Annotated in this window: 11 protein-coding genes; 1 reads left to right on the top strand and 10 read right to left on the bottom strand. The window is 60.4% G+C overall.

Going from position 1 to position 13,495, the window contains the following annotated elements:
* Nucleotides 1-33: 33 nt before the first annotated feature.
* Nucleotides 34-2,088 carry a polyphosphate kinase 1 gene (ppk1, locus tag BCF11_RS02850; protein ID WP_098493397.1) on the top strand — a complete coding sequence of 685 codons (2,055 nt, stop codon included), beginning with the start codon at nt 34-36 and terminating at the stop codon, nt 2,086-2,088.
* Nucleotides 2,089-2,111: 23 nt separating this feature from the next.
* Here ppk1 and BCF11_RS02845 read toward each other — a convergent pair whose 3' ends face one another.
* The 10 genes from BCF11_RS02845 to dapD form a co-directional block, all read right to left on the bottom strand.
* Nucleotides 2,112-2,774, bottom strand: coding sequence for an amino acid ABC transporter permease (locus BCF11_RS02845; protein WP_098493396.1), 663 nt, complete (start codon nt 2,772-2,774; stop codon nt 2,112-2,114).
* A 90-nt stretch (nt 2,775-2,864) separates the two neighbouring features.
* The gene (locus BCF11_RS02840; protein WP_098493395.1) at nt 2,865-3,668 is read right to left on the bottom strand and encodes a cystine ABC transporter substrate-binding protein; all 804 of its coding nucleotides are present in this window, start codon (nt 3,666-3,668) and stop codon (nt 2,865-2,867) included.
* A gap of 184 nt (nt 3,669-3,852) precedes the next feature.
* Nucleotides 3,853-4,770, bottom strand: coding sequence for a Rossmann-like and DUF2520 domain-containing protein (locus BCF11_RS02835; protein ID WP_098493394.1), 918 nt, complete (start codon nt 4,768-4,770; stop codon nt 3,853-3,855).
* Entirely contained in the window at nt 4,728-6,734 is a 2,007-nt protein-coding gene (locus BCF11_RS02830) for an ATP-binding cassette domain-containing protein (RefSeq protein ID WP_098493393.1), read from the bottom strand. Before BCF11_RS02830 ends, BCF11_RS02835 begins: the two co-directional genes overlap by 43 nt.
* A 111-nt stretch (nt 6,735-6,845) precedes the next feature.
* The gene (prmB, locus tag BCF11_RS02825) at nt 6,846-7,730 is read right to left on the bottom strand and encodes a 50S ribosomal protein L3 N(5)-glutamine methyltransferase (RefSeq protein ID WP_098493392.1); all 885 of its coding nucleotides are present in this window, start codon (nt 7,728-7,730) and stop codon (nt 6,846-6,848) included.
* A gap of 395 nt (nt 7,731-8,125) precedes the next feature.
* Nucleotides 8,126-9,724 (bottom strand): methyltransferase regulatory domain-containing protein, encoded by a 1,599-nt coding sequence (locus BCF11_RS02820; protein ID WP_098493391.1) that lies wholly within the window; start codon nt 9,722-9,724, stop codon nt 8,126-8,128.
* Between the two features lie 23 nt (nt 9,725-9,747).
* Entirely contained in the window at nt 9,748-10,893 is a 1,146-nt protein-coding gene (dapE, locus tag BCF11_RS02815) for a succinyl-diaminopimelate desuccinylase (protein ID WP_098497293.1), read from the bottom strand.
* A 63-nt stretch (nt 10,894-10,956) separates the two neighbouring features.
* Nucleotides 10,957-11,310, bottom strand: coding sequence for an ArsC family reductase (locus BCF11_RS02810; protein WP_061942358.1), 354 nt, complete (start codon nt 11,308-11,310; stop codon nt 10,957-10,959).
* A gap of 35 nt (nt 11,311-11,345) precedes the next feature.
* Nucleotides 11,346-12,491: a PilT/PilU family type 4a pilus ATPase gene (locus BCF11_RS02805; RefSeq protein ID WP_098493390.1), complete on the bottom strand. Its 1,146-nt coding sequence runs from the start codon at nt 12,489-12,491 to the stop codon at nt 11,346-11,348.
* A gap of 154 nt (nt 12,492-12,645) precedes the next feature.
* Nucleotides 12,646-13,473: a 2,3,4,5-tetrahydropyridine-2,6-dicarboxylate N-succinyltransferase gene (gene dapD, locus BCF11_RS02800; protein ID WP_098493389.1), complete on the bottom strand. Its 828-nt coding sequence runs from the start codon at nt 13,471-13,473 to the stop codon at nt 12,646-12,648.
* Nucleotides 13,474-13,495 lie beyond the last annotated feature (22 nt).

The following is a 13,495-nucleotide window of genomic DNA, read 5'->3' as shown; positions in this document are numbered from 1 at the left end:
TATTGCAACCTCGCTCACTCTTCCGACCGGACCATGACTTTCCCACTGCTCAACCGCGAACTCGGCGTCCTCGCCTTCAATGAACGCGTCCTGGCGCAAGCCGAGGACCCTGCGGTGCCGCTGCTGGAACGGCTGCGTTTTGTCTGCATCACCAGCAGCAACCTGGATGAATTTTCCGAAATCCGCATGTCTGGCTTGCAGGAGCAGATCCGGGTCGCCGTCGATGGCGTAACGCCGGACGGCATGTCGTTGCAGCATGCCTACAGCACCATCAGCGAGCGCGCGCAGAAGCTGGTGGCGCGCCAGTACGCCTTGTTCAACGAGGTCTTGCTGCCGGCGCTGAATGCCGAGGGCATCGCCTTTTACCAGGAATCCGAATGGACCGATGAGCAGACCGCCTGGGCTCACGAATTCTTCAAGACCGAGCTGTTGCCGGTGCTGACGCCGATCGGCCTCGATCCTGCCCATCCGTTTCCGCGGGTGTTGAACAAGAGCTTGAATTTCGCCGTCAAGATGAGCGGCAAAGATGCCTTCGGACGCGAGACCGAACTGGCCATTGTCCAGGCGCCGCGGGTCTTGCCGCGCCTGGTGCGGATGCCCGAACATCTGACGCACCATGCTTATGGCTTCGTGCTGCTGAGCAGCTTCATGCAGCGCTTTGTCGGCGAACTGTTTCCGGGTTTGTCGATCGGCGGCTGCTACCAGTTCCGCGTCACCCGCAACAGCGACTTGTTTGTCGATGAGGATGAAGTCACCGATCTGCGCCTGGCGCTGCAAGGCGAACTGCCGACCCGCCAGCTCGGCAATGCGGTGCGCCTGGAAGTGGCCGACGGCACGCCGGCATCGCTGGTGCAGCGGCTGCTGAACCAGAACGGCCTGGCGCCGGCCGACTGCTACCGGGTCAACGGCGCCGTCAACCTGGTGCGGCTGATGCCTTTGCCCGATCTGGTGGATCGCCCGGACCTGAAATTCACGCCGCATTCGCCGGTGCTGCCGAAAGCCTTCGTCACCGGCGCTTCGGTGTTCGATATCATCGACCAGAACGATGTCTTGCTGCACCACCCCTATGAAAGCTTTCAGCCGGTGCTGGAACTGTTGCAGCAGGCGGCGATCGATCCCGATGTGCTGGCCATCAAGCAGACCATTTACCGCACCGGCAACGACTCACCGCTGATGGGCACGCTGATGCAGGCGGCCAAGAATGGCAAGGAAGTCACGGTGGTGCTGGAGCTGATGGCGCGCTTCGACGAAGAAACCAATATCGGCTGGGCCGCCAAGCTGGAGGCGGTCGGCGCCCATGTGGTGTATGGCGTGTTCGGCTACAAGACGCATGCCAAGATGCTGCTGATCGTGCGCCGCAAGCGCCACGCCAAGCACACCAAGCTGAAACGCTATGTGCATCTCGGCACCGGTAACTATCATCCGAAAACCGCGCGGCTGTACACCGATTTCGGCCTGTTGACCAATGACGACAAGATCTGCGAAGACGTGCACAACGTGTTCCAGCAGTTGACCGGCTTCGGCAAGCAGGTGCTGCTCAAGCGCTTGTGGCAGTCGCCGTTTACCTTGCACGCCAATGTGCTGCATGCGATCCAGAAAGAAGTGGATGCGGCCAAGGCTGGCAAGCAGGGTTATATCATCGCCAAGATGAACGCCTTGCTGGAACCGACCGTGATTGAGGCTCTGTACCTGGCTTCCCAGGCCGGGGTCAAGATCCAGCTGCTGATCCGCGGCGTCTGCGCCTTGCAACCGGGCGTGCCAGGATTATCGGAAAACATCAAGGTGCGTTCGGTCATCGGCCGTTTCCTGGAACATCACCGGGTATTTTATTTCTACGCCGACGGCGAGGAGCACGTGATGCTGTCAAGCGCCGACTGGATGGACCGCAATCTGTTCCGCCGCATCGAAACCGCGTTCCCGATCCAGGACAGCAAGCTCAAGCGGCGCGTGATCGAAGAAAGCTTGCTGGTGCATCTGCAAGACAATGCCTCGGCCTGGGACATGGATAGCGAAGGCAGCTACCAGCGCGCCAGCCCGGGCGAGGACACGCCGCTGGTCAGCCAGATCGACCTGTTGTCGCGCTTCTGATTCCCGCTTCTGATACCCGAATATCAGTTGGATTTGTGCGCCTGCCCGAGCTTGCGCTCAAGCCGGTTCTGCAGGCGTTCAAAGCAGATGCTCAGGCACCAGTAGATCGCGGCGGCCGCCAGATAGAGCGGCAGCGGCCGGAACGTTACGGCAATCACTTCCTTGGTAGCCAGCATCAGTTCGGTCACGGTGATGACCGAGACCAGCGAGGTATCCTTGATCAGGCTGATCAAGGTATTGCTCATCGACGGCACGGCAATCCGGATCGCTTGCGGAATGATGATATGGCGCAGGGTTTGCCAGTAGTTCAGGCCGAGGCTGTAGCTGGCCGACCACTGGCCGGCATGCACGCCCAGGATCGCGCCGCGCAGGCTTTCCGACAGGTAGGCGCCGGCGTTCAGGCTAAGCGCCAGGATACCCGCCGTCAATGGCGAGAAGCTGATGCCTATGCTCGGCAGGCCGTAGTAGATCACGAAGATTTGCACCAGCAGCGGTGTGCCGCGCATCAGGCTGACATACGCAGTGGCGGGCCATTGCGCCCAGCGCGACGGCACGATGCGCGCGATCGCCAAAGGGAAGCCGAGCAGCAGGCCGCCCAGCATCGATGCAACTGCAAATATCAGGGTGTAGCCGACGCCGCGGAACAAGGTGGGCGCTGCCTGCTGCAGCAAATCTAGTAATTCCATAGGCTCTTTGTTCTAGATTTTCTTGCTTAAAAAAACATCCCCGCGGTGGGCGGGGATGTCTGGTTTAGTGCAAGTGTAGCGCGAATCGGCTTATTGCGCTGATGGCGCTTTGCTAACATCGAAGCCGAACCATTTGAACGAGACTTGCTTGAAACTGCCGTCTTTCAGGATCTCATCCAGCGCTTTGTTCAAGGCTGCTTCAAATTTCGGATTGCCTTTTTGGAAAGGAATGCCGATCTTGTCGATGTCGCCGAAAGTGGCGCCTGCCTTCAAGGGCAGGTTCGAGCTTTTCAGCAGATAGCCTACCAGCAGGCGGTCGTTCAAGGCGGCGTCGATACGGCCGCTGGCCAGGTCTGCCAGGTATTCAGGCGAGCCGGGATAGGTTTTTACATCGATGCCCGGGACGGCTTTGGCCTTCTGTTCAAAATTGGTTCCCTGGCCCAGGCCGAGCTTGTAGCCCTTCAGCGATTCCAGGGTAGGGAAGCTGCGCTTCTCGTCTTTGCGGACAATCAGCTGGGCGCTGGAGAGGGTGTAGGGCTGCGAAAAGTCGAAGGTTTTCTGGCGCGCTTCGGTAATGCCGACCTGGTTCAGGATGACATCGTATTTGCCGGCGCCCAGGCCTGCCAGGATGCCGCTCCATTCGGTGGTCGTGAATTCCGGCTTGACGCCCAGCTTGGCTGCCAGCAATTTGGCGACGTCGACTTCAAAACCGGCCAGCTCGCCGCTTTTCTGATCCTTGAAATTGAAGGGCGGGTAGTTGCCTTCCATTGCGACCCTCAAGGTGCCGCGGGTTTTGACGGTATCGAGCAGATCCGCTGCGAAGGCGTTCAGCGTGACGCCGGTGATCAGGATTGCCGCTGCAATCTTGCTGAGTCGGGACAATGTTGTGGCCATTTTTATCCTTAGGTTGAGGGCACAGACAAGCACAAGGAGGTGTTGCTGGTGACGACTATGTTAAGGGCTTTCCAGGTCAAACGTAAAATGAAGCTTTCTCCATTCTATATGCACTTATTGTCTTTGCATTTCAGATTTTTTTCCGAATTTTTTCAGATGGCAGAAAATCTACTTTTCTACGTTCTTAAGACTTGCCGCTATTCTTGCGTGACGCGAGTTCGGTAGTGGCGGCGGCGAATTGCTCATACAGGCCGGCAAGCTGCGGTTGACGCTGCTGCAAGGCTTGCAATTGCCGCGCTACGGTCGCCAGGTCGCCGCGCGCGATGGGGCCGGTGAGGGCGGCGGCGGGGCCGAGCCGGAAGGCGTTGGCGGCGCTTTCCGATAATAGCGGTTGAATCAGCTTGAGCGCCAGTTCTGGCGCTATGCCGGCAGCGACATACGCTTGCTGGGCGACATCGATCAGGGTCACCAGATAGTTGGACGCAAATACGGCGGCTGCATGGTAAAGGGTTTTTTGTCCGGGCTCAATGGCGACCAGCCGCGCACCGATGGCCTCGAAGGCCGGGCCGAGAATCGCCAGCGCCGCGGCATCGCCTTCGCTGCCGCACCAGGTGCCGGCAAAGCTGTCGGCCACTTGCTGCGGCGAGGCGAAACTGCGGATCGGATGGATGCTGGCCACGGCTGCGCCAAGCGCGCTGGCAGAGGCCAGTTCGAGCGACGACAGGGCGCCGCTGCAATGAAACACGATGCTGCCAGGCTGCAGCTTGCCGGCGGCGGCAAGAGCATTGCAGCAGGCCGCGATCTGGTCGTCGCCGGCCGCAATCAGGTAGACGTCTGCGTGACGCAGATCGTCAAAGGATAAGGCCGCCCTGCCGGCGCCGATAAAATCGCACGCCCGTTGCGTGCTGGCGGGGGAGCGGTTCAATATGTCGAGTAGGGTAAAAGCCAGAGGATCGCCGCTGCGACGCTGCCACAGCAAACCGAGGCTGCGCCCGAGCTTGCCGCAGCCGATGATGTTCAGCGTTCTGGGGCGATGCGCAGCACCGCCCTGGTCCGCGCCTAGTTGCCCAGTTGCTCCAGCGCTTCCTGCTGTTCCAGCCATTCCGCCTCCAGTTGCGTCAATTCCTTGCTGTAGAACGCCTGATCGGTCAGCAGCGTCGCCAATTCCTTTTTCTTCTCTTTGTCGTAGATTTCCGGATCGGCCAGGCGGGTGTCGACCGCCGCCTTCTGGGCGCTGCGCTTGGCGATCTGCTCGTCCAGGCGCTTGATGCGCGACTCGATAGGCTTCTTCTGCGCCGCCAGCTTTTGCCGTGCTTCGGCTTCCGCGCGTTTCTGTTCGCGGCGATCGGCATTGTCGACTACTGGTGCGGCGGCCGGCGCCACGGCGCTGGCGATCTTGGCTTTGCTGCTGGCTTTCGGCAGAGCCGCGTCGGCGGCGCTGTTCTTGGCGGCCAGCTTGGTCTTGAACAGCCAGTCCTTGTAATCGTCGAGGTCGCCGTCGAACGGCGCTACCTTGCCGTCGGCAACGATGATGAACTGGTCGGTGGTGGCGCGCAACAGGTGGCGATCATGCGATACCAGCACCAGGGTGCCTTCGAACTGCGCCAGCGCCATGGTCAGGGCTTCGCGGGTTTCCAGATCCAGATGGTTGGTCGGCTCATCCAGCAGCAGCAGGTTAGGGCGCTGCCAGACGATCAGGGCCAACGCCAGGCGCGCTTTTTCGCCGCCGGAAAATGGCTTGATCGAACTGGTCACCATCGGGCCGTTGAAATTGAAGCTGCCGAGGAAGTTGCGCAATTCCTGCTCGCGCGTGGTCGGCGCGATCTTGCCCATGTGCCACAGCGGCGATTCGTCGTGCCGCAGCATTTCCACCTGGTGCTGGGCGAAGTAGCCGATCGACAAGCCTTTGCCGAACTGGGCCACGCCGTGCAATGGCTTCAACTCTTCCGCGATGGTCTTGATGAAGGTCGATTTACCGGCGCCGTTGACGCCCAGCAGGCCGATGCGCTGGCCGATCTGCAAGGAGAAATTGATGCCGGCGACGATCACCTTTTCGGTGACGTCGTGGCTGGTTTCGCTTTCCGTGCGATAGCCGGCGCTGACGTCTTCCATCACCAGCAGCGGATTCGGCGCGCTCAGCGGCACCCGGAATTCGAACGAGAATTCGGCGGCGGCGCGCAGCGGCGCCAGCTCTTCCATCTTTGCCAGCGCCTTCATCCGGCTCTGGGCCTGGCGAGCCTTGCTGGCTTGGGCCTTGAAGCGGTTGATGAAGGATTCCAGGTGGGCGCGCTGGCGCATCTGCTTTTCCAGGGTGCCGGCGGCCAGTTCCAGCTGCGCCGAACGCTGGCGCTCGAAGGAGGAATAGTTGCCGGAATAGCGCTTCAGCTTGCGTTCGTCGATATGCACGATCACGTTCACCACGCCGTCGAGGAAGTCGCGGTCATGGGAAATGATGATCAGGGTGCCGGCATAGCGCTTGAGCCAGTCTTCCAGCCAGATGATGGCGTCCAGGTCCAAGTGGTTGGTCGGTTCATCGAGCAGCAGCAGGTCGGACGGACACATCAGCGCCTGCGCCAGGTTGAGGCGCATGCGCCAGCCGCCGGAGAAGCTGGCCACCGGCTGGTCCATCTGCGACAGCGAAAAGCCGAGGCCGGTCAGCAGCTGCTCGGCGCGCGAGCGCACGGTGTAGGCATCAGCGTCAGCTAGCGCGCTGTACAGCTCGCCGATCAGGATGCCGTTGGAAGTGCTTTCCGGCTCGCTTTCCAGGAACGCCAGCTCTTCTTCCAGGCGGCGCAGGGTGACGTCGCCGTCGATCGCGTATTCGATCGCAGGGCGGTCCAGCGCCGGGGTTTCCTGGGCGACGTAGGCCATGCGCCATTTCGACGGGAAGTCGATTTCACCGAGGTCAGCATGCAGCTCCCCGCGCAGTAGCCCGAACAGGCTGGACTTGCCGGCGCCGTTGGCGCCGATCAGGCCGATCTTGTCGCCCGGGTTGAGGGTGACGTCGACATTGTCGAGCAAAGGCTTGACGCCGCGCATCAGGGAAACTTGTTGAAAACGTATCATGTCTACTATCTACTTGCTAAATGAATGGCCATGCATGCGTCAGTGGCATGCCGGTCGTGATGATCGTGCTGGATACGGCAAGGGCAGTGGACCCTTGCCGGTGATACTGGATTACGGCAGCTGGTCGGCGGTCAGCAGGAACACCATGTCGTCGCCGGCGCTGGTCGAGACCCAGGTCATTTCCAGATCAGGGAAGGCGGCTTCGGCGAAGGCGCGTTCGTTGCCGATTTCAACCACCAGGATGCCGTTTGCGGTCAGGCGCTGCTTGGCGCCGGCCACGATCTGGCGCACCAGGTCCATGCCGTCGCTGCCGCCGGCCAAGGCGATCTGCGGTTCGCGCAGGTACTCCTGCGGCAGCTTGCCCATTGAACCGGAGTTCACGTATGGCGGGTTGGTCACGATCAGGTCGTATTTCTTGGCCGGTACCTTGCTGTACAAATCGGATTCGATCAGCGTAATGCGGTCCTGCAGTTCATAGTCGTCGACGTTGCGGCGCGCTACCGCCAGGGCGTCCGCCGAGATATCCGCGGTGTCGACATGGGCTTCAGGGAAAGCATCGGCCAGCATGATCGGCAGGCAGCCGGAGCCGGTGCACAGTTCCAAGATGTTGCTGACCGCCGACGGTTCTTGCAGCCACGGCGAGAAATGGTCGGGGATCAGTTCGGCGATGAAGGAACGCGGCACGATCACGCGCTGGTCGACATAAAACCGGTAATCGCCCAGCCAGGCCTCGTTGGTGATGTAGGCGGCCGGCAGGCGGTCGACGCTGCGTTTTTCGATGACTTGCAGCACGGCTTCTATTTCATGCGGCAGCAGGCGCGCATCGAAGAACGGTTCGATCTTGTCCAGCGGCAGCTTCAGCGTATGCAGGATCAGGTAGGCCGCTTCATCCAGCGCATTGCTGCTGCCATGGCCGAAAAACAGGCCGACGGTATTGAAACGGGTCACTGCATAGCGCAGCAGGTCACGGATGGTGGTAAAGGATTGTGGAGTCATGGCACGTTTACTGTGTTGCGGGACAAAGTTTAGTGCAGTGCTTCGTCAGTAATGAAACTTCATAAACGGCGTCTAGCCGACCGCACCTGGCCGGCCGCATCTTTTCGCACCATGCGTCGTTGCAAATCCTCGCGATAGTCGCGCTATCGCTCCGGTTTGCGCGGGGCGGCCATCCACCTAGCCTGGCACGAAAATACACCATTTCTGAAGTCTCATTACTGACAAAGCACTACACAGGGAGCCGCCGGTTAGCGGCAAATCGCATCGTCCCCGGCTGATTAAAGTAGAGCAATTGCGCAGCGGCGCAAAGTGTCAGGCGGATTCTATCGGAAATGCCGGGCGGAATGGGGCGGAGGCGGCCAATTAGCCCGTTATTGCCTTGATTTTCCTCGATTTTATCGAGATTTGATCAACATCCCATTATATCTGAGAGTACGCAAGGCATTGCCGACATGTTCCGCCGCTTCTGTGCGCAGCGCTTGCGGATCGCTGACGCGCTGGCCGTCCTTGTGCTTGAATTCGAGCATCTGTTGTTGCTCTTGCTGCAGGATATGTTCGATTAGTTGCTCTTGGGTATGGTTTCCATCCAGCTTGGGCAGCAATAATTGTTCGACTATGTTCAGCGCTACCCGCTGGTGCCAGAGATTGGTGGCGCTGGCGGTGTCGCCACCGGGGACAAGCGCCAGATCTGCGCAGGCGGATGCCAGGGCGAGCGGCTTTTCGTCCAGGCTGGGGGCGGCTTCCAGGGCTTGCACGCGGTATTCGACGGCGCCGCGGATCACCAGCGCTTCCATCAAACTGACGATGACGCCGGTATCGTTGTCCTGGCGCTGTTGCAGGCGTTGCCGGACCGCCTCGACCAGCTCGGGCAAATGCATGGTGGCTGGAAAGCGTTCTCCTAGTATCTGCAGGGCGAACTTGCTGACCTTGCCGCGGATGACCAGTTGCTGGCCGCCGAGCGCCATGGCCTGCTCTGCATCGTCCTGCGTGATCGCGGCCGTGCCGCTGTCGACCGCACAAGCATAATGCAGTTGCAGCAGCACGGCCGGGTCGAGCTGATAGCGTATCCGGCTTTGTTGTTGCGCGTGCACCAGCAAGGTGTGGCGGAACTGGCGGTTGCGCAGGAAATCCATGTACTGTTCCAGCACCACCTGGTCATTGCCGCATTCACGCAGCAAGGGTTCGGCGACCTGGCTGCCGAGATTGCCGACGAACATCGACTGTTGCTCGGCATCGGCCAGATAGCTCAGCTTGTACTGGCGCGCCCGCGCCACGAACTCGTTCAGGTAGCAGGGCAGGTTGTAGGGCTCCAGATATTCGTGCAGCAGATAATAATCGTCGAACTGGCCGCTGAATGTGGCGCTGTGCTGCTCCAGCACCTGGTTCAGCACGCTGCCCTTGCCCGACATCTCATGCATGAAATTGAACATGCCGCGCGCATGCGCCAGCTTGTCGGCCGGATTGTCATGGTCCTTGCCGCGGAATAGCATGGCTTCCCGCACCACTTCCTTGAATTTCCAGCCGGGATAGGTGTTGTAGCTGACCACGGCGACGCCGTCGGCCGCCAGGTTTTCCGCGCAGACGCGCAGGATTTCATCTTGCACCTGCGGCGGCACCCAGCTGTACACGCCGTGGCAAACGATGTAGTCGAACTGCCCCAGCGCCGGGCTGATGTCGCTGATGCTCATGTGGTGCAGGCTGATATTTTTCAGGCCGAGCGCGGACAGCCGCTGCTGTCCGGCATCGATCTGCACCTTGGACAGGTCGACCCCGACATAGTGGCCGCCGGGATGCTGTTGCGCATGCGGAATCAGGTTGCCGCCGGAAGCACAGCCCAGCTCCAGCACGCGCGCATTCTCGGTGCGCGGCGGCTTCAGGTTGAACAGGGTGGCGACCGCCGCCAGATGTTCCGGCGCGGTGGCTTTGAACGGATGCGAGGTGTATGGCGTGGCGTCGTAGGCTTGTTCGACGATGTCCTTGCTGCTGCCAGCCATAAGTACCTTTGCGTGAGTGTGGGTTAGCCGGCTGCGGGCAGCAGGCTTTCCAAGGTACGCCGGTAAATGTTTTTCAGCGGATCGATGAACTGGACTTCAACGTGTTCGTCGATCTTGTGGATGCTGGCGTTAGGCGGGCCGAATTCGATCACCTGCGGACAGATCTGCGCAATGAAGCGGCCGTCGGAGGTGCCGCCGGTGGTCGACAGTTCGGTGTTGATGCCGGTTTCCGTCTTGATGGCGGCGGCGATAGCGTCGCTCAGCGTGCCGCGCGGCGTCAGGAACGGCCGGCCGCCGACGGTCCAGGCCAGCGTGTATTCCAGGCCGTGCTTGTCGAGGATGGCATGGACCCGCTGCTGCAAGCCTTCGACCGTGCTGGCGGTGGAAAAACGGAAATTGAAATCGATCACCACTTCGCCGGGAATCACGTTGGAAGCGCCGGTGCCGCCGTGGATGTTGGACATTTGCCAAGAGGTCGGCAGATAGTATTCATTGGCCTCGTCCCATTTTTCCGCCGCCAGTTCGGCCAGCGCCGGGGCGGCCAGGTGGATAGGGTTTTTCGCCAGCTGCGGATAGGCGATGTGCCCCTGCACGCCTTTGACGGTCAGCTTGCCGGACATGGTGCCGCGGCGGCCGTTCTTGATCATGTCGCCCAAAGTCGAGCTGGAGGTGGGCTCGCCGACGATGCAGTAATCCAGCTGTTCGCCGCGCGCCTTGAGCTTGTCGCACACCACCACGGTGCCGTCGGTGGCCGGACCTTCTTCATCGCTGGTGATGAGGAAGGCGATCGAGCCGCTATGGTCAGGACGGGCCTGGGCGAACTCTTCCACCGCCACCACCATCGCCGCGATCGAGGTCTTCATGTCGGCGGCGCCGCGGCCGTACAGCTTGCCGTCGCGATGGCTGGGCAGGAAAGGATCGGATTGCCATTGCTCGCGCGGCCCGGTAGGGACCACGTCGGTATGGCCGGCAAACACCAGCAGCGGCCGTTCCGTGCCCTTGCGCGCCCACAGGTTGGTGACGTCGCCGGACTGGATGGTTTCGCAGGCGAAGCCGAGCGGCGCCAGCAATTCGATCAGGAGCGCCTGGCAGCCCTTGTCCTGCGGCGTGACGGAGGAGAGGGCGATCAGTTGTTCGGCCAGTGCCAGGGTTTTGCTGTGCTTGTTCATGTGCGGCATTTCAATGGTGTTGCGGTAAAGGGTTTGCTGGCTTATTGGCTGCTCATTGGCCAATTACTGGCTGAAGATTTCCTGGTACAGCGCATCCGAAAAACCGACATAGGCTTGTTTGCCTGTGTATAGCACCGGGCGCTTGATGATGGACGGCAGCTCCATCATCAAGGGCGTGGCGCTGATGCCGTCGGTGATGCCGTTGCGCCGTTGTTCGGACAAACCGCGCCAGGTCGTGCCCTTGCGGTTGACCAGCGTATCCCAGGGAATGTCCGCCAGCCAGGTGGTGATCAGCTCGGCGCTGACGCCGTCTTTCTTGAAATTGTGAAACGTGTAGGCGATTTCCTGGTCTTCCAGCCAGGTGCGGGCTTTCTTGACCGTGTCGCAGTTGGGAATGCCGTAAAGAGTAATTGCCATAGATTGAATTCGTTTGCTGCGGGTGATAAGGACGCTTACAGGTCCAAGGTAAATTCGGTGAAGGTCGCGCCTTCGACGCGTTCCGGTTCCGGAGCAATCGGCGCCAGGTTTTTCTTCGAACTCGGCGTGTGATTGTTGATCAGCCAGTACAGATTGCTTGGCGAATCGGCATGCTCCAGCGCTTCGTCCTGGGTGATGACGCCGTCCTCGATCAGTTGCATCAGCGCCTGCTCGAAAGTCTGCGAACCCGGCGCCAGGCTCTTTTCCATGGCTTCCTTGATCTGGCTGATGTTGTCTTCCTCGATCAGTTCGGAAACGTGGCGCGTGTTGAGCATGATCTCCACCGCCGGCGTGCGTTCGCCGTCGATAGTCCGGACCAGGCGTTGCGAAACGATCGCCGCCAGGGTCGAAGCCAAGTCTTCCAGCAGCGCCGGACGGTTTTCCATCGGATAGAAACTGATCACGCGGTTCAGCGCGCGGTAGGTATTGTTGGCGTGCAGCGTCGACACCACCAGGTGACCGGACTGGGCATAGGCGAGGGCGGCCGACATGGTCGCCTTGTCGCGGATTTCGCCGATCAGGATGCAGTCCGGCGCCTGCCGCAAGGCGTTTTTCAGGGCGCCGTTGAGATCGGTGGTGTCGCTGCCGATTTCGCGCTGGTTGACGATGGAGCGATGGTTCTGGAACAGGAATTCGATCGGATCTTCCAGGGTCAGGATATGGCCCGCCTGGGTCTTGTTGCGATAGTCCAGCATTGAGGCGATGGTGGTCGACTTGCCGGAACCGGTGGAGCCGACAATCAGCAGCAGGCCGCGTTTGCGGCCGATCAGGTCGAGCAGCGCCGGCGGCAGGCGCAGCTCTTCGAATGCAGGGATGTCGATCGGAATATAGCGGATCACGGCCGAAATGCTGCCGCGCTGACGGAATGCCGAGAAGCGGAAACTGCCGACGCCGGCGATCGGAACGCCTAGGTTCAATTCATTGTTACGCTCCAGCTCTTGCAATCGTTCGGCGGGCAGCACTTCTTTCAGCAGCAGCAGGATGGTGTTGTCATCCATGTTCTGCTGATTGACCGGGACCATCTGGCCCTTGATCTTGAGATGAATCGGCGAGCCCGGCGCCAGGAACATGTCCGATGCTTCCTTCTCCCGCATCAGACGAAACAAGCGATCCATTGCCATCAAAAACTCCTTAAATTATTTTTCTTTGTTTTATCTGGTCAGACTAGAGTGGGCGCTTGCGCCCACTCCTTATATCAACTTCATCAGCACGCTTGTCTCGGCAACGCGTGGGCAAAAAACTTGCCCACGCTACGTGTTGGAGACAAAGCAACCATTAAGCTTCGCGCAGCAGCTCGTTGATGCCGGTCTTGGCGCGGGTCTTGGCGTCGACGCGCTTGACGATGACCGCGCAGTACAGGCTGTACTTGCCGTCGGCCGAAGGCAGACTGCCTGAGACCACGACCGAACCGGACGGGATGCGGCCATAGGTGACTTCGCCGGTAGCACGGTCATAGATCTTGGTCGACTGGCCGATGTAGACGCCCATCGAGATCACCGAGTTTTCTTCAACGATCACGCCTTCGACGATTTCCGAGCGGGCGCCGATGAAACAGTTGTCTTCGATGATGGTCGGGTTTGCTTGCATAGGTTCCAGCACGCCGCCGATGCCGACGCCGCCGGACAGGTGGACGTTCTTGCCGATCTGCGCGCAGGAGCCGACGGTGGCCCAGGTGTCGACCATGGTGCCTTCATCGACATAGGCGCCGATGTTGACGTAGGAAGGCATCAGCACCACGTTCTTGCCGATGAAGCTGCCGTGGCGCGCCACCGCCGGCGGCACCACGCGGAAACCGCCCTTGGCGAAATCTTCAGCGGTGTAGTTGGCGAACTTGGTCGGCACCTTGTCGTAGAACTGCATGTTCTCGCCAGCCGGCATCGGCAGGTTGTCTTCCAGGCGGAACGACAGCAGCACAGCCTTCTTGATCCATTGATTGACGACCCAGTTGCCGTCGATTTTCTCGGCCACGCGCAGGCTGCCCTGGTTCAGTTCGGCGATCACCTTGGCGACCGCTGCGCGGACATCGGCGGGGGCGGTCTTCGGGGAAAATTCGGTGCGCTGTTCCCAGGCTTGATCGATAAATGCTTGCAGAGATTGAGTCATGATAGGTTGCTGATAAAAAAGT

It is taken from the genome of Collimonas sp. PA-H2, from assembly GCF_002564105.1.
In the GTDB taxonomy this organism is placed as follows: domain Bacteria; phylum Pseudomonadota; class Gammaproteobacteria; order Burkholderiales; family Burkholderiaceae_D; genus Collimonas.
The sequence above is the reverse complement of the archived record's forward strand: the minus strand, read 5'-3'. Positions and strand labels throughout refer to the sequence as shown.

Coding starts and splice junctions, on each gene's coding strand:
- ppk1 (WP_098493397.1), top strand. CDS start 34: ATGACTTTCCCACTGCTCAACCGCGAACTCGGCGTCCTCGCCTTCAAT.
- BCF11_RS02845 (WP_098493396.1), bottom strand. CDS start 2,774: ATGGAATTACTAGATTTGCTGCAGCAGGCAGCGCCCACCTTGTTCCGC.
- BCF11_RS02840 (WP_098493395.1), bottom strand. CDS start 3,668: ATGGCCACAACATTGTCCCGACTCAGCAAGATTGCAGCGGCAATCCTG.
- BCF11_RS02835 (WP_098493394.1), bottom strand. CDS start 4,770: ATGGCTGGAACAGCAGGAAGCGCTGGAGCAACTGGGCAACTAGGCGCG.
- BCF11_RS02830 (WP_098493393.1), bottom strand. CDS start 6,734: ATGATACGTTTTCAACAAGTTTCCCTGATGCGCGGCGTCAAGCCTTTG.
- prmB (WP_098493392.1), bottom strand. CDS start 7,730: ATGACTCCACAATCCTTTACCACCATCCGTGACCTGCTGCGCTATGCA.
- BCF11_RS02820 (WP_098493391.1), bottom strand. CDS start 9,724: ATGGCTGGCAGCAGCAAGGACATCGTCGAACAAGCCTACGACGCCACG.
- dapE (WP_098497293.1), bottom strand. CDS start 10,893: ATGAACAAGCACAGCAAAACCCTGGCACTGGCCGAACAACTGATCGCC.
- BCF11_RS02810 (WP_061942358.1), bottom strand. CDS start 11,310: ATGGCAATTACTCTTTACGGCATTCCCAACTGCGACACGGTCAAGAAA.
- BCF11_RS02805 (WP_098493390.1), bottom strand. CDS start 12,491: ATGGCAATGGATCGCTTGTTTCGTCTGATGCGGGAGAAGGAAGCATCG.
- dapD (WP_098493389.1), bottom strand. CDS start 13,473: ATGACTCAATCTCTGCAAGCATTTATCGATCAAGCCTGGGAACAGCGC.